We start from the raw sequence: 20,534 nt of genomic DNA, 5'->3' as shown, positions 1-20,534 counted from the left end.
GCTGGTGCGGAACCCCACCACACCGGCCCGACCGCTGGAGGAGCGCGACGCGCCTTCACCGGGTGATTTTGCTGGATCGTCCACGGAAACCGACAGCGGGCTCGCCGCGCTGTCCCAGATCCTTGCCATGCACCGGGTTGCCGTGAACCCGGGCCAGTTGCGCCACGACCTGGGCCACGAACGCCCGGCCGCGCCGACCGACCTGCTGCGCCTCGCCAAGCGGATGGACGGCGTGCGGGCGCGCGCCGTTCGCGCGGACTATGATCGGCTGCGCCGTCTCCCCCTGCCGGTGCTGGGTGCCGGACCGGACGGCTGGTTCATCATCGGCCGCGTCGGCGATGACGCAGCCGCCGTGCAGCGGCCCGGCCGACCGGTGGAGCGCTGGGATCGTTCAGCGCTCGAGGAGCGCTGGTCCGGCGAGCTCCTGCTGATCACGACCCGCGAGACGTCCAATGTCGCCGCCGTGGCGTTCGACATGACCTGGTTCGTGCCCCAGATCGTCAAGTACCGGCGCCTGATCGGCGAGGTGCTGCTGATCACGCTGGCGTTGAACATCCTCGGCCTCGCAGCGCCGCTGTTCTTCCAGAACGTCGTCGACAAGGTGCTGAGCCATAATAGCCTGGCGACGCTGCAGGTGCTCAGCATCGGCTTCGTGATCGTGTCGCTGTGGGAAGTGGCCTTCGGATGGCTGCGCACGCGCCTCTATTCAGAGACGAGCCAGAAGCTCGATGTCGAGCTTGGCAGCCGGCTTTTCCGACATCTGCTCCGCCTTCCTCTCGCCTATTTCGAGAACCGGCGCGTCGGCGACACGGTGACGCGCGTGCGACAGCTCGAAACCATCCGCGAGTTCATGACCAACGCGTCGCTGACCGTGCTGGTCGATCCGCTGTTCACGGTCGTCTTCCTGGCCGCGATGTGGCTCTATTCGCCCACCCTGTTCCTGATCGTCGCGCTGACGCTGCCGGCCTATGTCGTCGTCTCGCTGTTCGTCACCCGGCCGCTCCGGCAGCGGCTCGATGAGAAGTTCGCCCGCGGCGCCGCCAATAACTCCCTTCTGGTCGAGAGTGTCTCGGGCATGCAGACGCTGAAGACGGCGGCGGTCGAGCCGCAATGGCAGGAACGGTGGGAGCGGCAACTCGCCGGCTATAGCGTCGCCAACCAGCGGGTGATCGACCTCAGCAACACCGGCAGCCAGGCGGTACAGCTCATCTCCAAGCTCAGCCTGGCGGCGATCCTGTTCTTCGGTGCTCGCGAGGTGATTTCGGGAGCACTTACCGTCGGCGGCCTCGTCGCCTTCAACATGTTCGCGCAACGGGTTTCGGGCCCGGTGATCCGCATGGCGCAGCTGTGGCAGGATTTTCAGCAGGTCCGCCTGTCCGTGCAGCGCATGGGCGACATCCTCAATGTTCCACCGGAGCCGGGCGCAGGCTCCAGGACCAGCCTGCCCGCCATCCGCGGCGACATCCGTTTCGAGGCGGTCCGCTTTCGCTACGCCGCAGAGGGCCCCTGGACGCTCGACGATATCAGCTTCGAATTGCCGGCAGGCACGTCGCTCGGGATCGCCGGCTCATCGGGATCGGGCAAGTCGACCCTCACCAAGCTGCTCCAGCGCCTGTACCTTCCCGCAAGCGGCCGCATCCTCATCGACGGTGTCGATATCGCGCAGATCGATCCCGCCTGGCTGCGGCGTCAGATCGGCGTGGTGCTGCAGGAGAATATCCTCTTCAACCGCTCCATCCGCGACAATATCGCGCTCGCCGATCCTGCCATGCCGATCGAGCGGGTGATCGCAGCGGCTCGCCTCGCCGGCGCGCACGAGTTCATCCTCACGCTTCCGCACGGCTACGACACGATCATCGAGGAACGCGGCGCCAACCTTTCCGGCGGCCAGCGCCAGCGGATCGCCATCGCGCGCGCCCTGGTAACAGGGCCTCGCATCCTGATCCTCGATGAGGCCACGTCCGCCCTGGACGCGGAAAGCGAAGAGATCGTCCAGCACAACCTCAAGGCGATCGCCGCCGGACGGACGGTGCTCATCATCGCCCATCGGCTTTCGGCGATCCGCCAGTGCGACCGGATCATGACCCTGGAACAAGGTCGCATTGTCGAGACGGGCACGCATGACGAGCTGCTCCGTCTCGGCGGGCGGTACGCCGGCCTGCACAGCAAGCAGATCGGCATTCGTGAAGGGAGTAGCGCCGCGTGAAGGCGCTGGCACACCATTGGTCGGCGGTCCGCGACGCCCTCGAGAACGAGAAAGCGCGCTCTCGGCTGGTGCCCCGTACCGAGGAAACGGACTTTCTTCCCGCTGCTCTTGAGGTGATCGAGCAGCCGGTATCCCCCACGGCGCGGGCTACGGCGTGGCTGTTGCTCGCCCTGATGGTGGTCGTCGTGCTGTGGCTGACGCTCGGCAAGGTCGACGTGGTCGCTTCCGCCTCCGGCCGTCTTGTCCCGGCGGATGACGTGAAGCTGATCCAGCCGGGTCAACCCGGGGTCGTTCGCTCTATCCTTGTGCAGGACGGCCAGTCGGTCCGCGCCGGGCAGCGGCTCGTCGAGCTTGATCCGACCGTCTCGGACGCAGAAGCTGTTCAGGCCGCGGAGGCGCTGCAGACGGCTGAATTGGACGCGGCCCGGCTTCGGGCGATTCGGTCGGCGCTCGATGGGCAGGGCCTGCGCTTCACCCCCCCGCCGGGCACAACCCAGGAGGTGGCTGCGGCCCAGGTCGCACTGGCCAAGGCCCAGTTCGCCGAAATCCAGGCCGGCACCCAGACACGCGCCGCCGATACCGCGGCCGCCCGCGCCAGCAAGTCCGAAGCCCAGATCCAGGCCGCCAAGCTGGCCGAGACCATCCCGCTGCTGGACGAGCAGATCGCCGCCAACGAGACGCTTCTCGAAAAGGGCTATGTCTCCAAGCTGCGCGTCATCGAGATGCGCCGCCAACGGCTCGCCGCGACCCGCGACCGAGATGCTGCGCTCGCCGCGGCCCAGCGCGCAGACGCGCAGATCGCGGTCGCCGGCGGCAATTCGGTCCGTTCCTCAGCCGAGGCGCGCGCCCGCGTGCTGGCCGACCTCGCCAAGGCGGAGAGCGATGCACGGTTGCACAAGGAGGAGCTGGTCAAGGCGCAACGCCGCAGCAGCCTTCAGCAACTTGTCAGCCCGGTCGACGGGATCGTCACCCAGCTATCGGTACATACCATCGGCGGCGTGGTGGAAGCGACCAAGCCGGTCATGGTGATCGTCCCCAGCCGGGCGCGGCTGGTGGCCGAAGTGGCGATCGCCAACCGGGATGTCGGCTTCGTCACACCCGGGCAGTCGGTCGCCGTAAAGGTCGAGGCGTTTCCGTTCACCCGCTATGGCACGGTCCCGGGACGGCTGGAGCAGGTCAGCTCGGACGCCGTGCAGGATGAGAAGCGGGGCCTGATCTACACGGCGCGGGTGGCGCTCGACCGCGACCAGATTTCACGCGACGGCGTTCCGGTCCGCCTGACGCCCGGCATGGCGGTGACCGCGGATATCCGCACCGGGCGGCGTTCGCTTGCCGAATATCTGCTGAGCCCGATCGACGAGGTGCGATCCACCGCCGCGCGGGAGCGCTGACCGCTCAATAGGCGTTGCGATGGACCATGACCTGCGCCGTGCGGAACAGGATCGAGATGTCCCGCAACAGCGTCCAGCCGTGCTGATACTCAAGGTCGGCTTCCAGCCGGTTGAGAATATCGCGCCGATGGACGGTGGCGCCGCGGAAGCCCCGGATTTGGGCGAGGCCGGTGATGCCGGGCTTCAGCGCATGACGGTGCCAATATTGCCGGTCGACCCGCCAGAAGAGCTCGTCGCCAGCGGTCGATCCGAGCGCATGCGGCCGCGGGCCCACCAGGCTCATCTCACCGCGCAGCACGTTGAGGAGCTGCGGCAGTTCGTCGATGCTCGTGGCGCGAATGAGGCGCCCGACCCGCGTGATGCGGTCGTCATCTCGGCTCGCCGACCGCTCCCCTTTTCCATCGGTTGCCTCGGCGCGCATGCTGCGAAACTTGAAGATGAAAAAGATCCGGTTGCCGCGTCCCATCCGCTCCTGCCGGAAGAAGACGGGCCCGGGGGAATCGAGACGGATCGCCACCGCCACCAGGACCATGAACGGCAGCAGGAGCAGCAGCGTGGGAACGGTGATCGCCAGATCGAGCGCGCGCTTCTTGACCCGATTCGCAATGTTGAGCGGGCCCCAGGAGACCACCACCGTCGTCACCCCGTGCCACTGGCGGGTGGTCAGCGGTGCCAGCTCGGCAAGCTCGGCTACCACGATCTCGCCAACGATGTTCACGCCCTTCAACGCCTGCGCCCAGGCGGCCCTCCGATGCCCGGGGCACGTCACCACTACCCGGTCGTAATCGTGGAGCGTCTTGCCAAGGCGATCCAGCATATAAGGGTCGTCCAGGTCGGGGCTAAGCCCCACTGCGCGCGCGTCCAGGATGTCGCGGTTCAAATAGGCCCTTGGTACGTCCGCATCATCGACGATCATCAATTCGGCATCGAGGCGGCCGAAGACTTTGCGTACCAGATGGCCGATCAGGACTCGCTGGACGAGCAGCATTCCCGCACTGGCGATGAGCCCAAGGGCGAGCGCCAGGCGATGGAGGTCGCTGACCACGCGAAGAGAAAAGGCGACGAGGAAAAAGATCAGCAAGGTGGTGCCGAAGGACAGCAGCGCCTGACGGCAACTCTTAGTGGTTTGAGTGAGGCAGCGCGGATTATACGCCTGGTTCTGAAATGCGATCGCCGCATGCACCAGCAGCGCCCCGATCAGCGCGGGGATCAACCCGCCGGAGATCGTCTTTGGCTGCTCGACGGCGAGCCCTACGCTGAAGCCGATCAGAATGGCGAAGGCGTCCGCCACCATCAGGGCCAGGCACAGCCAGATCTTGGCGTCGCGTCGCCTTGGCTTCGCCAGAGAGGTCCGAGTGGGCGATCGGGTAATTGCGAAGTCGATCTTGGACATAGACGCCCGTTCTTCCTCACGCATGTGCTTGCCCCGGCAGGGCAGCAGAGCTTGTTGCATCGCAGCATGTCACGGAACGATCCAAACACAAGCGCGTACCGGGGGGTCGTGTCGGATACGGGACGATCCGAAAATCTCCCGACGTCACCCGCGCGTCGTACTGGCAGGAAGTGTCAATTGTAGCGGCCGTTCGAGCAAATCCGCGCGGCCACGATCACCGCGTAAGTACGGCTCCGGCGCTCGCTGGAGTTCGCGGCGAGGCTTGCGGATTTCTTCGGTTCGAAAGATGACCTTGGTTCTAGGGAACGTGTAACGTGACGGTCTTGCGAGCGCCTTTGGCTCCCCGTTCGACGCGTTCGATTGGCGGCTTGGCCCCTGCTAGGCGAGCCGAGAGCACATCCTTCAGAGGTACATCGATGACGGAACGGTCCGAGAAACAGAAGATGCTGGCAGGCGATCCGTATCACGCCAGCGACCCCGAAATCGCCGCAGACCAACAGGCTGCCGCCGAATGGATGCAGCGCTTTAACCAGACGTCGTCGATGGCGGAGCGGGATACGCTGCTGCGCAAGCGTCTGGGGAGCTTCGGCGCGGGCTCGACCATCCGGCCGCCGTTCCACTGCGACTATGGCAGCAACATTCACCTGGGCGCCGGCGTGTTCCTGAACTTCAACTGCGTCATACTGGATGTGGTTGCAGTGCGGATCGGCGACGGCACGCAGATCGGCCCCGGAGTGCAGATCCTGACAGCCGACCATCCGCGCGACCCGGCTGAACGTGCGAGCGGAATGGAGTGGGGCGTCCCTATCAAAATCGGCCGCAACGTCTGGATCGGAGGGGGCGCCATCCTGCTTCCGGGCGTGACGGTCGGTGACGATGCGGTGATCGGGGCAGGCAGCGTGGTGACGTGGGACGTTCCGGCCGGAGCGACTGTCGCCGGCAATCCCGCACGGGAATTGCAACGAGGGTCATCCGCGGAGAAGCAATCGTCCTGAGCGTCAGGAAGATGGTGCGGGTGGTCGGACTCGAACCGACACTCCTTGCGGAACCGGATTTTGAGTCCGGCGCGTCTACCAATTTCACCACACCCGCACGGTGCGCATTGCCCGACATGGGGCTGGTCGCGGCGCTATACGGCAGGCCTTTCGCAAACGCCAGCGCCTGAACACCGGTCGATCGACAGACTGTAGCCGCCGCGGCTGGAGGCACCTTCAGGCCCGCGGCGCCTGACGCCGGTAGCTGAGCGCCTCGGCAATGTGCAGGCGCCCGACGGTCTCCGCGCCCGCAAGGTCGGCGATCGTGCGGGCGACGCGCAGCACCCGGGTATAGCTGCGCGCCGACAGCCGCATCGCCTCTGCCGCCTGGGCGAGCAGCTTCGCACCGGCAGCGTCCGGCGTGGCGGTCGCCTCCAGGACCTCGCCATCGGCCTCTGCATTGGTACGGGCGGCAACGTCGCGGTAGCGGCTCGCCTGCACCGCGCGCGCAGCGGCAACGCGCGCGCCGACCTCCGCGGATCCTTCGGACGCGGGGGGCAGCGCGAGGTCGGCGGCGCTGACGGGCTGCATCTCAAGGTGCAGGTCGATGCGATCGAGCAACGGCCCGGACACGCGCGCCTGATAGTCGGCGGCGCAGCGCGGCGCGCGCGAACAGGCGAGCGCGGGATCCCCCAGGTGCCCGCACCGGCACGGGTTCATCGCCGCGACCAGCTGCACTCGGGCGGGGAAGCTGACATGGGCATTGGCGCGGGCGACGCTGACGCTGCCGGTCTCAAGCGGCTGCCGCAGCGAATCGAGCACCGCGCGCTGGAACTCCGGCAATTCGTCGAGGAACAGGACACCCAGGTGTGCCAGGCTGACCTCGCCGGGGCGAACACGAAGGCCACCGCCGACCAGCGCCGCCATCGATGCAGAGTGATGCGGCGCCCGAAAAGGCCGCGCCCGCGTCATCCGTCCGCCCGCAAGCGTGCCGGCGACCGAAGCGACCATCGATACTTCGAGCGCCTCTGTCGAATCGAGGGGCGGCAGGATGCCGGGCAGGCAGGAGGCGAGCAGCGACTTCCCCGAACCCGGGGGACCTACCATCAAGAGATTGTGGCCGCCCGCCGCCGCGATCTCCAGCGCGCGCTTAGCCGTTTCCTGCCCCTTCACCCGGCGAAGGTCAGGCCCGAAAACCAGTTCCTCCGCCTCGCCGGGGGCAGGCTCGGGCAGCAGTTGCGTGCCTTTCAAATGGTTGAGCAAGCCGATCAGGTCGGTCGCCGCGCAGATGTTGCCACCCGCCCAGGCCGCCTCGGAGCCTTGTACCGCGGGGCAGATCAGCCCCAGCCCCCGCTCCGATGCGTGGAGCGCCGCCAGCAGTACGCCGGGCGATCCCGCGATCCGCCCGTCGAGCCCGAGTTCGCCGACGACCAGATATTCGGACAGCGTCTCAGCATCCACCACCCCCATCGCGGCCAACAGGCCAAGCGCGATGGGCAGGTCATAGTGTGATCCTTCCTTGGGCAGGTCGGCTGGCGACAGGTTCACGGTGATGCGCTTGGGCGGGAGCGACAGGCCGATCGCGGCGATGGCGGCCCGAACGCGCTCACGGCTTTCGCCCACCGCCTTGTCGGGCAAGCCGACCACCACGAAGGCAGGCAGGCCCGGTGCCAGTTGCACCTGTGCCTCGACCGCTCGTGCCTCAAGCCCCAGATACGCCGCCGTCGATACGATCGCGACCATCACTTCCCCCCTGTCCCCGTCACCTGCATAGCCGGTTTGAAGCGGAGGGAAACAGCGTCCGTGTCTTGCATAGGCAACACACGTGGCCCACATGATGACGATGCTCGTTCCGTCCCCTGCCCGCGCCGCACACCGCAGAGCCGCGTTGACTTGGAAGGGCGGCTTGCCTATGGGCTCCGAGCACATTGCCGCCGGTCTGGGCGGCTTTTTCCGTTATTGTAGACGTTCGATATCCCGGGGAATGAGTGATGAAGCGGACCTTTCAGCCGAGCAACCTGGTGCGTACGCGCCGCCACGGCTTCCGGACTCGCATGGCGACGCCGGGCGGCCGCAAGGTGATTCGCGCCCGTCGCAGCCGCGGCCGCAAGAAGCTGTCGGCCTGACGCGCCTAACCCGTCGCAGCGAGTATCTCGCTGCGAACGGAGGCAAGCGTGCGCCGATGCCGGGCTTCGTGCTGCTGGTACGCGCACGCGAGGATGCCGATCCGACGATGCGGATCGGCATTACCGTATCCAAAAAAGTCGGCAACGCCGTCGCCCGTAACCGGGTGAAGCGGCGATTTCGTGCGCTTGCGCGCGAAATTCTGCCCGAGGCGGGCGTACCCGGCGCGGACCACGTGCTGATCGGGCGTACCGCCGCGATTGAACGGCCGTATGATTCGCTCAAGGCCGAGCTTGCCAAGGCACTGCGCAAGGTGACGCGGTGATCGCAGCGCGCCGCCCCCTCCTCCTTTATAACGGCAGCTCGAGGTGATTGCGCGCTTGCTGATCCTGGTCGCGCGCGGCTGGCAGCTCGGCCCTTCGCTGATCCTGCCGCCCAGCTGCCGCTACAGCCCCAGCTGTTCGGCCTATGCAATCGAGGCCCTTCGCCGCTATGGCGCGCTCAAGGGCAGCTGGCTTGCGGCGCGACGGATCGGCCGTTGCCATCCATGGGGCGGCCACGGATACGATCCGGTACCATGACGACCGAGCACACAGGGATTAGTTGGTGAAGAACGACCAGAAGAACTTTATCCTGTTCGCGGTGCTGGCCGCCGTCATCCTGTTCGGGTGGCAGCCGATCGCCAACCACTTCTTCCCGACCGCCAACCCGCCGGTGGCAAAGGTCGTGGACGGCAAGATCGAGGCGTTGCCGAACCCGGCCGCCGATCCCGCCGCCGACACTGCCACCGCCATCCGCGACCGCGACCTGGTGCTGCGCGAGACCCCCCGCGTCGTCATCGAAACGCCGCGACTGAAGGGCTCGATCAACCTGAAGGGCGCGCGCATCGATGACCTGGTGCTGACGCGCTATAAGGAGACGATCGCCAAGGACAGCCCGCCGATCCGCCTGCTGTCGCCGTCCGGTACGGCTGACGCGTATTTCGCGAGCTTCGGCTGGTCGGGCAACGGCCTCCAGGCGCCTGGCAGCGATACCGTGTGGAAGGCCAGCGGCACCCGGCTGACCCCCTCTACGCCGGTCACGCTGACCACGCAGGTCGGCAGCCAGCGCTATGCCATCGAGATCTCCGTCGATGACGGCTACATGTTCAGCGTTCGCCAGGTACTGGGCAACGCCGGCGCACAGCCGATCCAAACCGCGACCTACGGCCTTCTGAGCCGCCGCGCGCCGCCGCGCGACAAGGATACGTGGAGCATCCACTCCGGCCCGATCTATGAGGTCAAGGGCGGCGTGAACTTCGACGTGGACTATAAGGACGTCGACGAGGCACCGCAGAAGTTCGAGACGCAGGGCGGATGGGCCGGCTTTACCGACCATTATTGGATGACGACGCTTGTGCCGGACCAGGCCAAGAACAACGTCATCCAGTTCCGCAACACCGGAGACAATGTCCACCAGGCGGATTACCGGCCGACCACGTTGACCGGCGTGCAGCCGGGGCAGCAGGTCTCCACGACCTCGCGCTTCTTTGCCGGCGCCAAGGAAGTTGACCTGCTCGACCGCTACCAGGACGACGGCGTGGTCCAGTTCGGCAACGCGATCGACTGGGGCTGGTTCGGCATCGTCGAGAAGCCGATTTTCGCCTATCTCGACTGGCTGTTCCGCATGATCGGCAACTTCGGTGTCGCGATCATCCTGCTCACGCTCACCATCCGACTGCTGATGTTCCCGATCGCACAGCGCCAGTTCGCCTCGATGGCGGCGATGCGCGCGCTTCAGCCCAAGCTGAAGGTGCTTCAGGATCGGTACAAGGACGACAAGCCGCGCCTCCAGCAGGAGATGATGGCGCTCTACAAGCAGGAAAAGGTGAACCCGGTTGCGGGCTGCCTGCCGACGCTGCTGCAGATCCCGGTGTTCTACGCGCTGTACAAGGTGCTGATGCTCACCATCGAAATGCGGCATCAGCCGTTCGTTGGCTGGATCAAGGACCTGTCCGCGCCGGATCCGCTGACGCCGGTCAACCTGTTCGGCCTGCTGCCGTTCACGCCGCCGAGCTTCATCGCGATCGGTGTGATCCCGATCCTGCTGGGCGTGTCGATGTACTTCCAGTTCAAGCTCAACCCGCAGCCGATGGATGCCGCGCAGAAGCAGGTCTTCGGCCTGATGCCCTGGGTGATGATGTTCATCATGGCGCCGTTCGCGGTGGGTCTGCAGGTCTACTGGATCACGTCGAACCTGCTGACGATCGCACAGCAGCAGCTGCTCTATTCGCGCCATCCCGGCCTGAAGAATGCACCTGCGAAATGACCGATGTCCCCACCCCCGTCGAGGCATTCGCCCCGGAAGCGATCGAGGCGGCGCGCAAGCTGTTCGCCGGCCCGATCCACTTCCTGCGCTCGGCCCCTGCACTTGAGCACCTGCCCGACCCGACCGTTCCGGAAATCGCCTTCGCCGGCCGCTCGAACGTCGGCAAGTCGTCGCTGCTGAACGCGCTCACGGGCCGAAACAGCCTGGCGCGGACGTCGGTGACGCCGGGGCGGACGCAGGAGCTCAACTTCTTCGACGTGGGCGACCCGCTGTATTTCCGGCTGGTCGACATGCCTGGCTATGGCTTTGCCAAGGCGCCCAAGGACATGGTCCGCAAGTGGCGCTACCTGGTGAACGACTATATGCGCGGCCGCGTCGTGCTGAAGCGCACGCTGGTGCTGATCGACTCACGTCACGGCATCAAGGACGTTGACCGCGAGGTGCTGGAAATGCTGGACAAGGCGGCAGTCAGCTATCGCATCGTCCTCACCAAGGCCGACAAGATCAAGGCGACGGAACTGGCGGCCGTGCATGAGGCGACAATCGCCGAAGCACGCAAGCGCCCGGCTGCCCATCCGCAGGTGCTCGCCACCTCGAGTGAGAAGGGCATGGGCATCCCCGAACTGCGGGCCGCGGTGATCGAATCGATCATCTGACGCTGACGCGGTTCAGCTGCCCGACTTTGCACCGCCGCTGAACAGCCACCCGAGTCCGCCGCCAACGGCTGCGAGCGCGAGCGCGCATGCGACCGCCATCAGCAGGCCGTCGCGGACCAATAGGGCGAGGCCGAACGACAGGATCGCCGCCATCGGGAGCGTGCTCGCGAACGGCAGAAGTTCGAGCGGTGGCACTGTCGCACAAAGGGCGATGATCGCGATCGCCGCGATCTTGATCATCGGTCCCTTTGTCAGGGCCGGGAGCCGCCCGTGGAACCACCGGTCGAGCCGATCCGCCACCGGTCGCATTTTCTCCGCAGTGTTGACCAGCTTCTTCCCCTTCAGCCCACGTTTCCTGAGGACTCCCGGCAGCCAAAGGTCTTCGCGGCCGAACAGCAGCTGAAGCGCGAGCAGCGCCATCACAAGCGCGAGAGCAGTTGGAAGACCCGGAACGCCACCGGCCGGCGACATTTCGATGAGCGGCAGAAGAATGAAGAAGGGCCCATAGGCGCGGTGGCCCATCGCCTCCACAGCATCGCCCAGTCGGACTTTCTCGTCCCCCGCCTCTTCACCCAGTTCCTTGAGGCGATCGAGCACATCGCCGACACTCTGCGGATCACTTTTACCATCAGCCATCGTTACGCTAACGGAATTGCCCGAAGACGGTTCCGTTGCGGCCGGCAAGGCGCTAGACCGCGGCATGCTTAAGCTCATCCTCGGCAACAAGGCCTATTCTTCCTGGTCGCTGCGCGGCTGGCTCGCGGCGAAGCTCTCGGGCCTGCCGTTCGAGGAAGTGGTCGTTCCGCTCTACGATGCGGAATGGGACCGGCGCCGCGCCGGCGACGAATTCGCGCCGTCTTCCGGCAAGGTTCCGATCCTGTGGGACGGGGATGTCGTGGTCTGGGACAGCCTGGCTATCGTCGAATATCTCAACGAAAAATCCGGGGGTGACCGCTTCTGGCCGACGGATATCGCCGCCCGGGCGATGGCGCGGTCGATGGCGGCGGAGATGCATTCCGGCTTCCAGGCACTGCGTCGGCAGCACAGCATGAACATCCGGCAGGTCTATCCCCCTGCCCGCCTCGACAACGACGTCGTGCACGATGTCACCCGCATTCTCGAGCTATGGGCGCAGGCACGCGCGCGCTTCGGCGGAACCGGCGAGTTTCTGTTCGGCGACTTCGGCGCCGTCGACGCGATGTTCGCTCCCGTAGTGACCCGCTTCGTCACCTATTCGGTGCCGGTGCCGCCCTTTGCTGCCGCCTACATGAACGCCGTGCTGTCGCACCGCTGGATGCAGGACTGGATCGCCAGCGCCCAGGAAGAGGAGTGGGTGATCGAGCGGTACGAGCAGCCGGAGGTACTCTAGGCGCGTTCGGCGCCGCCGATGCGGTAGCCCTCCCCGGGCGTCAGGACCATGTCGATATCGGGATAGTGGCACCGGGTCTGCGACGGTCGTCCGACGGCCACGAACACGCAGTCAGCGTCGCTGCGGTTCTGGAGCACATGCCCGTTGCCGTCGTTCTTCGGAAACGCGGCGCAGTCACCCGCGCGCATCACCGTTTCGCCCGAATCGTCGACCAGCACCGCCTCTCCCGAAAGAACGGCGACGAATTCGTCTTCGCCTTCATGCCAGTGGCGTTGCGACGACCAGGCCCCCGGACGCAGCACCACGTGGCTGACACCGAAGTCCTCGATTCCCGATGCCGGCGCCAGCCGCCGGTACCACCGCCCCTCGACAGCGCCGGCGAAGGGCGCGGGATAGCCGGTCGCATTGGTTTGCGGGATTGTATCGAGATCGAGCTTGGGCAATGCCGCCTCCAACTTTCAAGGGATCGAGCGTGACAGACGTCGTTGAACTTACCAAGGCACTGATCGCAGCCGAGAGCGTGACGCCGGCGCGCGGTACCGTGTTCGACGTTCTGGAAGCAGCGCTCCGCCCCCTCGGTTTCGCAGTCGAGCGGTTTGTCCGGGGGGAAGCGCCGGATGGTCCTGTCGAAAACCTGATCGCGGTTCGCGGCAGCGGTGGCCGTCACCTCGCCTTTGCCGGCCACGTCGACGTAGTCCCTGCAGGCGAGGGCTGGGTTGGAGGCGCCTTCTCCGGCGAAGAGCGTGGCGGGATGGTCTACGGCCGCGGCGCCGTCGACATGAAGGGAGCGATCGCGGCCTTTGCAGCGGCCTGTGGCGAGGTCCCGGCAGAGGCGGGGACGATCTCGTTGCTGATCACCGGCGACGAGGAGGGGCCCGCGGTCTTCGGGACGCGCGCCATCATCGCGCGCATGGCGGAACGCGGGCTCGCGCCGGACCTGTGCCTGGTCGGGGAGCCGACCTCGGCGGCGCGCCTGGGCGACATGATCAAGATCGGCCGGCGGGGCTCGGTCAACATCTGGATCGACGTCCCCGGGCGCCAGGGCCATGTCGCCTACCCGCATCTGGCGGACAACCCGATCCCGCGGCTCGTCGCCGCGCTGGCGGAAATCGATTCGATCGTCCTCGACGAGGGCACGGACTGGTTCCAGCCGTCGAATATCGAAGCCACCGACCTCGCCGTCGGAAATCCGGCGACGAACGTCATCCCCGGCCATGCCTCCGCGCGCCTTTCGATCCGCTTCAACGACCAGCATCGTGGCGAGGCGCTCGTCGATCAGGTGCGGACCATCGTGGAGCACCACGCGCCCGGCGCCCGCGTAACCGGCAAGGTATCGGGGGAGGCGTTCCTGACGCCTCCGGGCAAGTTCTCGGAGCTGGTTGGGGAAGCGATCCGCAAACACACCGGCCTGACGCCGGAAATGTCGACCACCGGCGGCACCTCCGATGCACGCTTCCTTTCCCGGCTCTGTCCGACCGTCGAGTTCGGCCTCCTCAACGCCACCATGCACAAGGTCGATGAGGCCGTGGCGGTGGAGGACCTGCGCACCCTCGCGGCAATCTATGCGACGCTCGCGCGGCGGGTATTGGGCTGACGGCTTAGCTTGCCATCCGATGCTCGGAGGGGGCGTCGAGCCACGCGAGAAACGCCTCCTCCTCCATCGGCGCTCCGATCGCATAGCCCTGCAGCACATCGCAGCCGATCATAGTCAGTATCCGTGCCTGCTCGCTGCTCTCGATCCCCTCCGCCACGGCAGTGCAGCCGAGACCGTGGATCAGTCCGATCAGCGCCTTCGCGATCGCGCGGGTATCGTCGCTATCGGCCACGTGCAGGGTCAGCGTCCGGTCGAGCTTGACCCGATCGATGGGAAGCTGGCGCAGGCGCGCGATGCTGGAAAAGCCGGTGCCGAAACCGTCCAGCGCGATGCTTGCACCATCGCCGCGCAGCAGCGTCACGGCATCGAGCGCGTCCGGCCCGCACGCCATCAACAGGGATTCCTTGAACTCCAGCTCCAGCATGGATGCCGGTGCTCCCGCAGCCGCAACGGCGTCGCGCAACTTGCGCACGAACCGCGCATGGTCGAGCTCGCGCGCACTGACGTTGACGCTCAGCCGGTGGCGGATGCCGCGCGCATGCCAGCGCCCGATGGTAGCGGCGATCTCCTGGATGATGCGATCGCCAATTTCGACGATCAGGCCGCTCTCCTCCGCGCATGCCATGAAGCTGCCGGGGAGACGCACCCCATCGAGATGGTGCCAGCGTAGCAGCGCTTCGGCGCCGATGGCTTGGCCTGTGGTGGCCGACACCTGCGGCTGGAACACCAATCCGAAGTCGTCCCGGTCGATGGCGAGGCGCAGTTCCCCCTCCAGCTTCTGGCGCGCCAGCAACCCCGCCGTCAGCCCCGCGTGGTAACCCTGCACCTGCCCACGCCCGCTGCCCTTGGCTGCATACATCGCCGTATCGGCGGCGCGCGTCAGCTCGAGGAAGCTGGTCCCGTCGACCGGCCAGACGGCCACTCCGATCGAGGCGCCTGCGTGAACATCCTGCCCAAGGATGCGGTGCGGCGCTTCCAGCACAGCCAGGATCCGCTGGGCAGCGCGCTGCGGATCGCTCGCGGCGTGCCCGGAAAGCAGAATGGTGAATTCGTCACCGCCCAGGCGCCCGACGACGGGCTCTTCGTCCGCCCCCTCCCCCGACAGTTGCTCGGCGGCCTGTTGCAGCCTCTGACCCACCTGCGCGAGGAGCAGGTCGCCCGTCGCATGGCCATAGCTATCGTTGATTGCCTTGAAGCGGTCCAGATCCACGAACAGCAGTGCGGCGGGCGGGTTTGGCTGCAGACGCGCCAGGCGGGCAAGCCGATCCTCTACCGACCGCTGGAAATGCGAACGGTTCGCCAGTTCCGTGACGCTGTCGATCTGGGCGGCCCGCTCGACCGCTGCCAGGGTCGCGTTCAGTTGCTCGAACAGGGCCCGCATCGCGCGGGCGAGGGTCGGAACCGTTGACCAGACGCTGTGCGGGATCGCGCTTTCCAGGTCGCCGCGAGACGCCTTGCTCAGGCGCAGGATGGCATCGTCGACCGCACCCGCCGTCGTCGTCACATGCCGTTCGGCAGACGCCCAGCACAGGGTCGCACAGATGATGGCCGGGATGAGCGCGCTGGACGCGATCAGTGCATCGACACGACCATGGCTGGTAGCGAGCAGAGCCAGGAAAAAGCTCACTGCACCGGCGCAGGCTGCGAAAACGATCGCCCGACGATTGAGCGACTTTGCGTGCAGCAACCCTAAAACCTCCACCTTCGCACCGTTCGATGACACTTTGGCGGCAAAGTGTTAACTTTCAGCGTGCCCGAGCAGTCTGGCGTCGCAGCACCACATAGAGCGCGCCTGCGCCGCCGTGGCGCGGATGCGCATGGCGTACGGCGGCGATCCGGCCGGCATGGCGCGATGCCGCCAGCCAGTCCGGCACTGCCGCCCGGATAGCCCCGCGCGCGAATGGCCGCTCCGCCTCCGGCCGCGGCGCGCGGCCAGTGACCAGCAAAAGTACACGGTCGCCGCGCCCGACCGACCGCTCAAGCGCGTGGTCGAGCAGGGCATGCGCGGAGGACAGGCTGTGTCCGTGCAGATCGATCATGCTGTCCGGCGACACGAGCCCGCGCGAGATCCGGCGATCCCAGCTACCGTCCAGATGGTTTGAGGGCGCAGGCGCGGGTGTCGGCGCCGCGCGCGTGAGCGGTGCCGGCACGCGCCCGCGGGGGAGCTTCGCGGGTTTGGGCTCCGGTACGGGTGGCGCCGGGACGGCTGGCTTTGGCTTGGAGGGGACGGGATGCAGCGGGCGCAAACCGGCGGTCACGCGCGCCCAAAGCGCCGATTCGCCTGCGCTAAGGCGTCTGCCGGCCACCGCGCCCTGCGTTCAGCCGTGCCACTGCGCCGCGCGGCAACAGCACAAAGGCGGTGCCGCGTGCCGACATGCCGCCCGCGATCGCGCGCGCCTCATCCCCCGCACCCCAGAAGGTGTCGAAACGGTTGGGGCCCTTGATCGCACCACCCGTGTCCTGTGCCACCCACAGGCCGGTGGCGTCCGTGCGATCCATCGAGAGGAACACGGGCGCGCCCAGCGGCACGAACTTGGGATCAGCCGCGACGCTCGCCTGTCCGGTTACCGGAAGCCCGAGCGCGCCCAGCGGTCCCGGACCGGTCAGTTCGCGGAAGAACACGAAGCTCTTGTTCTCGCGCATGATCGCACGCCCCTCGGCGGGATGCGCGCGCAGCCAGGCGACGATGCCCTGCATCGAAGACTGACCGGGTCCCAGCAGCCCACGATCCTTCATCAGCTTGCCGATGCCGGTATAGTCGCGACCGTTCTGCCCGGCATAGCCGATCCGCATCACCGATCCGTCGGGCAGCCGTAGCCGGCCGGAACCCTGGACCTGGAGGAAGAAGAACTCGATCGGATCGGCGGCCCAGCCGATTTCCAGCCCCCGGCCTTCCAGCGCGCCTTCCTCGATCTGGGTACGATCGTAATAGGGCACGAAGCTGCTGCCCTCGACGCGGCCGCGAATGCGCTTTCCCTTGAGGTCGTTCGAAAACAGGCTGAGATCGACCTCGATCAGGTCGTTGGGCTTGGCATAGACCGGGACGTCATAGCCGCGCTCGCGGCGGCGCGATCCGGCGATTTCCGGCTCGAAATAGCCGGTAGCAAAGGCGCGGCCCTCGCTGACCTGGACCGGCTCGAACTGCGTGGCGAAGAATCGGGCGGCGCCGCCCGCGGGAACGGCGGCAGCCGCGTTGCAGGCCGCCGTCCAGTCGCCCGGCTGCGTAAGGCCGCTCGTGTCCGTGCGGCGGACGAGCGAGGGACAGCTGATCCGAAACGCTGCGAGAGCGCGTTCGGCGCCTTCCGGCGTGATCGGGAGCGCGGCAGGGGCCGCGACGACGCCACCGGCCAATGCAGTTGCGGCACCTGCCGCAGCGGCGACCGGCACGGGCGCGATCGGCGTCGCTGCGACCGGTTGCCGGACCGGCACCGTCGTCGACGGCGGCGGCGACGTGGACGGACGTGCCGGCGACGGCGTCTCCACGCCGCGCGGCACCAGGGTATTCGAACAGCCTGCGAGCAGCACCGCCAGTGCCGCCGCCCCAAACATCCGCATCGAGGTCACGCCTCGTCGGTGTCCGACAGCTTCCAGTTCGGATCGCCGCTCTTGAGCGTCCGCGCGAACGTCCAGACGTCGTGCGTCTCGACCGCGTCGGTGAGCGAGCCCGCGATGACATTCCCTTCGGCATCCCGCGTGACGGCGGCAATGTCGGCGTCGAAGCGGACGGTGATCCGCGCAATCCCGGCCGCGACCGAAGCGTCGGAGATCACCGCGCGCTCGATGGAGACCAAGCGGTTCTCCAGCGTGTGGCCCGCGGCCTCCCGTGCGTCGATCTCACCGGTGAAGGCTGCCTTCACCTCCGCATCGGTGAGCCAGTCGATGGTCTGGCGATCGCCCTTCCAAAAGGCGTCGAGAATCATGCCATAGGCAGACTTCGCGCCTTCCAGGAACTCCGCGACGTCGAACGTCGGGTCGCTGGCGATGATGGCACGCAGGCCATTTTCTGCCGCAGGCTCGACATGACGCTGAGAGACGTCGCGCGGCTCCGGCTGCACGTCGATGGTGCGGGGCACGGGGGGCGCGCCGACCCGCTCCTCGGCGGGGCGGACGAGGGGCTGTTCGTGGCCGGTGCGTTTTCCCAGCACCGCGTAGAGACGCAGTGCGAGGAACCCCGCGACCATTCCCAGAAGAACAACAACCAGCACTTCGCCTCCCAAATCTGACCCCATCAACATAGGAGCAAGCGTCGCCAGTTTCAAATGGCTGCGCGCCGTCTATCGCACCGGCGCCGCCGTTGAACTGGCGCCGATCGCCTGCTAGGCGCCGAGCCGAAAACGCGGCTGGCCGCAAAGCTATCCTTCAACGAGGAAATTCCTATGGACGACCAGAACGACGCCGGCACCGGCGATACCTTCGCCAACGGTTCCGACACCCAGCCGCAGGTCGGCGTCCTCTCGCAATATGTGAAGGACCTGTCGTTCGAAAATCCGAACGCGCCGGGCATCTACCAGGTGCAGGGCCAGCCCAAGCTGGACGTGCAGTTCAACATCGGCGCCACCACCCTGGGTGACGGCGTGCATGAGGTCGTCCTCAAGATCGAGGCACGCGCCGACGTCGAGGGCCAGGCCCTCTACCTGATCGAGCTGAGCTATGCCGGCCTGTTCGGCCTGCGCAACATCCCCGACGAGCATCTCCAGCCGTTCCTGCTCGCCGAAGCGCCGCGCATCATCTTCCCGTTCGCGCGCCGTGTCCTCGCCGACGCCGTTCGCGACGGCGGCTTCCCGCCGCTGATGCTGGAGCCGATCGACTTCGGCGCGCTCTACATGCAGCAGGCAGCAGCCGCTGCGGGCGAGCTTTCGGGCAACGCCGCCGGCACGATCGGGCACGCCTGATACTGATCCGCGGGCGAGCTGACCAAGGCGACTGACCGGAATGAAGCTCGTCCGCACACTCGGCTCGGTAGGCGGGCTCACGCTCGCCAGCCGGGTGTTGGCGCTGGTGCGCGATTCGCTGCAGGCGCGGTACGTGGGGGCGAGTTTCGCCTCCGATGCCTTCACCATCGCCTTCCGCCTTCCCAACATGTTCCGGGCGCTCTTTGCGGAGGGCGCCTTCAACGCCGCCTTCATCCCGATGTTCAATCGCAAGGTTGGCGAGGACGGCAAACTGTCCGCGGCGATCGACTTTGCCGAACGCGCTCTATCGGTGCTGTTCGCGGTGCTGCTGGGCTTCACCGCCCTGATGCTGATCGCGGCATGGCCGATCACCTGGGCGATGTCGCTGGGCTTTCACGACGCCAGCCGCGAGCAGTTTGCCTTTGCGGTCCAGCTGTCGCGGATCACCATCCCCTATCTGATGCTGATCTCGCTGGCCTCGCTGCTGGGCGGCATCCTCAATTCCATCGACAAATTCTGGGTCAATGCCGCGGCACCGATCCTGCTCAACGTCGCGATGGTCACCGCCCTCCTGTTCTTCAACGGCGACCCTTATGAGACGGCGCGGGCGCAGGCCGTGGCGGTGCCCATCGGCGGGCTTTTGCAGCTCGGATGGCTGGCAATCGCGTGCCGCGCTGCTGGCGTGTCGCTCCGCCCGCGCCTCCCCCGCATCGATCCGGAAGTGAAGCGGCTGATGAAGCTCATCCTCCCGGCTGCAATGGGGGCCGGCGCGTCACAGGTGAACCTGCTGATCTCCAGCGCGCTCGCCGGCGGCCTGCTCGCGTCGGGGTCGCTCTCCTACATCTATTACGCAGATCGCCTGAACCAGCTGCCGCTGGGCCTGATCGGCATTGGCCTGGGCACGATCCTTCTCCCCACCGTCTCGCGGTTGCTGGGCGCGGGGCGTGACGCCGAGGCGATGGAGACGCAGAACCGTGGCACCGAACTCGCTCTGTTCCTCACCCTGCCGGCAATGGTCGCGCTGATCGTGGCCGCCGAACCGATCGTGCGCGGGCTGTTCCAGTACGGCCAGTTCGACGCTGCCGACACGCGGGCCTGCGCCTGGGCACTCATCGGCTTCTCGATCGGCCTGCCTTCCTACGTCCTCGTGAAGGTACTGACGCCGGGCTATTATGCCCGTCAGGACACCCGCACCCCGGTCCGCTACGCGATGTGGTCGATCGGCGTGAACATCGCCGCCAATATCGTCCTGATCCCGCTGCTGGGCCACGTCGGCCCGCCGCTCGCGACTGCGCTGGCGTCGACCGTCAACGTCGCGATGCTGTACCGAACGCTGCGTGCGCGCGGTCATTTCGCCACGGACGCGCAATTGCGTCGCCGGATCCCCCGCCTTGCGCTTGCCGCAGTGCTGATGGGAATCGCGATCTTCGCGCTCGAAGGATTGCTCGATCCTTACCTCAGCGGCTCGATGGCGATGCGCTACGCGGCGCTCGTGGTGCTGGTCGGGGCCGGTTGCACGATCTATGGGCTAGCCTGCTTCGTCACCGGCGCGTTCCGCCTGGCGGACATCAAGGCGCTGATCCGGCGCCGCAGCACCAACTGATCGGCGGCCGCTGCACCGCCCAACT

At 66.8% G+C, this 20,534-nt stretch carries 20 protein-coding genes and 1 tRNA gene; 12 read left to right on the top strand and 9 right to left on the bottom strand.

Annotated elements, in window-relative coordinates; all coding sequences use genetic code 11:
- Positions 1-4: 4 nt before the first annotated feature.
- Together QP045_RS10615 and QP045_RS10610 are read left to right on the top strand one after the other, a co-directional pair.
- On the top strand, positions 5-2,206 hold the full coding sequence (locus QP045_RS10615; protein WP_422514949.1) for a type I secretion system permease/ATPase: 2,202 nt from the start codon (positions 5-7) through the stop codon (positions 2,204-2,206).
- A complete protein-coding gene (locus QP045_RS10610) occupies positions 2,203-3,597 on the top strand; it encodes an HlyD family type I secretion periplasmic adaptor subunit (RefSeq protein ID WP_422514948.1) in 1,395 nt (464 codons plus the stop codon). The genes QP045_RS10615 and QP045_RS10610 overlap by 4 nt, the downstream gene beginning before the upstream one ends.
- Before the next feature lie 4 nt (positions 3,598-3,601).
- Here QP045_RS10610 and QP045_RS10605 read toward each other — a convergent pair whose 3' ends face one another.
- Positions 3,602-4,990 (bottom strand): exopolysaccharide biosynthesis polyprenyl glycosylphosphotransferase, encoded by a 1,389-nt coding sequence (locus QP045_RS10605; RefSeq protein ID WP_422515059.1) that lies wholly within the window; start codon positions 4,988-4,990, stop codon positions 3,602-3,604.
- Positions 4,991-5,433: 443 nt separating this feature from the next.
- Here QP045_RS10605 and QP045_RS10600 point away from each other — a divergent pair, with 443 nt between their 5' ends.
- On the top strand, positions 5,434-5,985 hold the full coding sequence (locus QP045_RS10600; RefSeq protein WP_422514947.1) for a sugar O-acetyltransferase: 552 nt from the start codon (positions 5,434-5,436) through the stop codon (positions 5,983-5,985).
- A 12-nt stretch (positions 5,986-5,997) separates the two neighbouring features.
- Here the strand turns inward: QP045_RS10600 and QP045_RS10595 are convergent.
- Both QP045_RS10595 and QP045_RS10590 read right to left on the bottom strand, forming a co-directional pair.
- Positions 5,998-6,082: transfer RNA gene (locus QP045_RS10595), tRNA-Leu, on the bottom strand.
- A gap of 119 nt (positions 6,083-6,201) precedes the next feature.
- Positions 6,202-7,707: a YifB family Mg chelatase-like AAA ATPase gene (locus QP045_RS10590; protein ID WP_422514946.1), complete on the bottom strand. Its 1,506-nt coding sequence runs from the start codon at positions 7,705-7,707 to the stop codon at positions 6,202-6,204.
- A gap of 248 nt (positions 7,708-7,955) precedes the next feature.
- Between QP045_RS10590 and rpmH the strand changes: the two genes are divergently transcribed.
- Genes rpmH through yihA form a run of 5 tightly spaced genes read left to right on the top strand, consistent with a single transcriptional unit; the run spans position 7,956 to position 11,051 of the window.
- On the top strand, positions 7,956-8,090 hold the full coding sequence (rpmH, locus tag QP045_RS10585; RefSeq protein ID WP_422515058.1) for a 50S ribosomal protein L34: 135 nt from the start codon (positions 7,956-7,958) through the stop codon (positions 8,088-8,090).
- Positions 8,087-8,413 (top strand): ribonuclease P protein component, encoded by a 327-nt coding sequence (rnpA, locus tag QP045_RS10580; protein ID WP_422515057.1) that lies wholly within the window; start codon positions 8,087-8,089, stop codon positions 8,411-8,413. Before rpmH ends, rnpA begins: the two co-directional genes overlap by 4 nt.
- 43 nt (positions 8,414-8,456) lie before the next feature.
- Positions 8,457-8,669 (top strand): membrane protein insertion efficiency factor YidD, encoded by a 213-nt coding sequence (gene yidD, locus QP045_RS10575; protein ID WP_422514945.1) that lies wholly within the window; start codon positions 8,457-8,459, stop codon positions 8,667-8,669.
- A 25-nt stretch (positions 8,670-8,694) separates the two neighbouring features.
- On the top strand, positions 8,695-10,395 hold the full coding sequence (yidC, locus tag QP045_RS10570; protein WP_422514944.1) for a membrane protein insertase YidC: 1,701 nt from the start codon (positions 8,695-8,697) through the stop codon (positions 10,393-10,395).
- The gene (gene yihA, locus QP045_RS10565) at positions 10,392-11,051 is read left to right on the top strand and encodes a ribosome biogenesis GTP-binding protein YihA/YsxC (protein WP_422514943.1); all 660 of its coding nucleotides are present in this window, start codon (positions 10,392-10,394) and stop codon (positions 11,049-11,051) included. The genes yidC and yihA overlap by 4 nt, the downstream gene beginning before the upstream one ends.
- Positions 11,052-11,063: 12 nt before the next feature.
- Here yihA and QP045_RS10560 read toward each other — a convergent pair whose 3' ends face one another.
- The gene (locus tag QP045_RS10560; RefSeq protein ID WP_422514942.1) at positions 11,064-11,687 is read right to left on the bottom strand and encodes an exopolysaccharide biosynthesis protein; all 624 of its coding nucleotides are present in this window, start codon (positions 11,685-11,687) and stop codon (positions 11,064-11,066) included.
- 64 nt (positions 11,688-11,751) lie between these two features.
- On the opposite strand from QP045_RS10560, the gene QP045_RS10555 reads away from it, so the two are divergent.
- On the top strand, positions 11,752-12,420 hold the full coding sequence (locus QP045_RS10555; RefSeq protein ID WP_422514941.1) for a glutathione S-transferase family protein: 669 nt from the start codon (positions 11,752-11,754) through the stop codon (positions 12,418-12,420).
- Here QP045_RS10555 and QP045_RS10550 read toward each other — a convergent pair.
- A complete protein-coding gene (locus tag QP045_RS10550) occupies positions 12,417-12,863 on the bottom strand; it encodes a cupin domain-containing protein (RefSeq protein WP_422514940.1) in 447 nt (148 codons plus the stop codon). The genes QP045_RS10555 and QP045_RS10550 overlap by 4 nt on opposite strands.
- On the opposite strand from QP045_RS10550, the gene dapE reads away from it, so the two are divergent.
- The gene (gene dapE, locus QP045_RS10545; protein ID WP_422514939.1) at positions 12,863-14,014 is read left to right on the top strand and encodes a succinyl-diaminopimelate desuccinylase; all 1,152 of its coding nucleotides are present in this window, start codon (positions 12,863-12,865) and stop codon (positions 14,012-14,014) included. The two genes, QP045_RS10550 and dapE, sit on opposite strands and share 1 nt — an antisense overlap.
- Positions 14,015-14,018: 4 nt before the next feature.
- Here the strand turns inward: dapE and QP045_RS10540 are convergent, their stop codons facing one another.
- The 4 genes from QP045_RS10540 to QP045_RS10525 form a co-directional block, all read right to left on the bottom strand.
- A complete protein-coding gene (locus QP045_RS10540) occupies positions 14,019-15,641 on the bottom strand; it encodes a putative bifunctional diguanylate cyclase/phosphodiesterase (RefSeq protein WP_422514938.1) in 1,623 nt (540 codons plus the stop codon).
- A gap of 118 nt (positions 15,642-15,759) precedes the next feature.
- The gene (locus QP045_RS10535) at positions 15,760-16,053 is read right to left on the bottom strand and encodes a Smr/MutS family protein (protein ID WP_422514937.1); all 294 of its coding nucleotides are present in this window, start codon (positions 16,051-16,053) and stop codon (positions 15,760-15,762) included.
- Positions 16,054-16,300: 247 nt separating this feature from the next.
- Positions 16,301-17,569 (bottom strand): murein transglycosylase A, encoded by a 1,269-nt coding sequence (locus QP045_RS10530; RefSeq protein WP_422514936.1) that lies wholly within the window; start codon positions 17,567-17,569, stop codon positions 16,301-16,303.
- Between the two features lie 5 nt (positions 17,570-17,574).
- On the bottom strand, positions 17,575-18,219 hold the full coding sequence (locus QP045_RS10525) for a Tim44/TimA family putative adaptor protein (RefSeq protein WP_422515056.1): 645 nt from the start codon (positions 18,217-18,219) through the stop codon (positions 17,575-17,577).
- A gap of 171 nt (positions 18,220-18,390) precedes the next feature.
- Here QP045_RS10525 and secB point away from each other — a divergent pair, with 171 nt between their 5' ends.
- Together secB and murJ are read left to right on the top strand one after the other, a co-directional pair.
- Positions 18,391-18,906 carry a protein-export chaperone SecB gene (gene secB / locus QP045_RS10520; protein WP_422514935.1) on the top strand — a complete coding sequence of 172 codons (516 nt, stop codon included), beginning with the start codon at positions 18,391-18,393 and terminating at the stop codon, positions 18,904-18,906.
- A 40-nt stretch (positions 18,907-18,946) separates the two neighbouring features.
- A complete protein-coding gene (murJ, locus tag QP045_RS10515; protein ID WP_422514934.1) occupies positions 18,947-20,509 on the top strand; it encodes a murein biosynthesis integral membrane protein MurJ in 1,563 nt (520 codons plus the stop codon).
- Positions 20,510-20,534: the final 25 nt, after the last annotated feature.

This window comes from Sphingomonas sp. 3-13AW, assembly GCF_049311085.1.
In the GTDB taxonomy this organism is placed as follows: Bacteria; Pseudomonadota; Alphaproteobacteria; order Sphingomonadales; family Sphingomonadaceae; genus Sphingomonas.
Note: the sequence above shows the minus strand (reverse complement) of the source record. Positions and strands in the feature narration are given on the sequence as shown.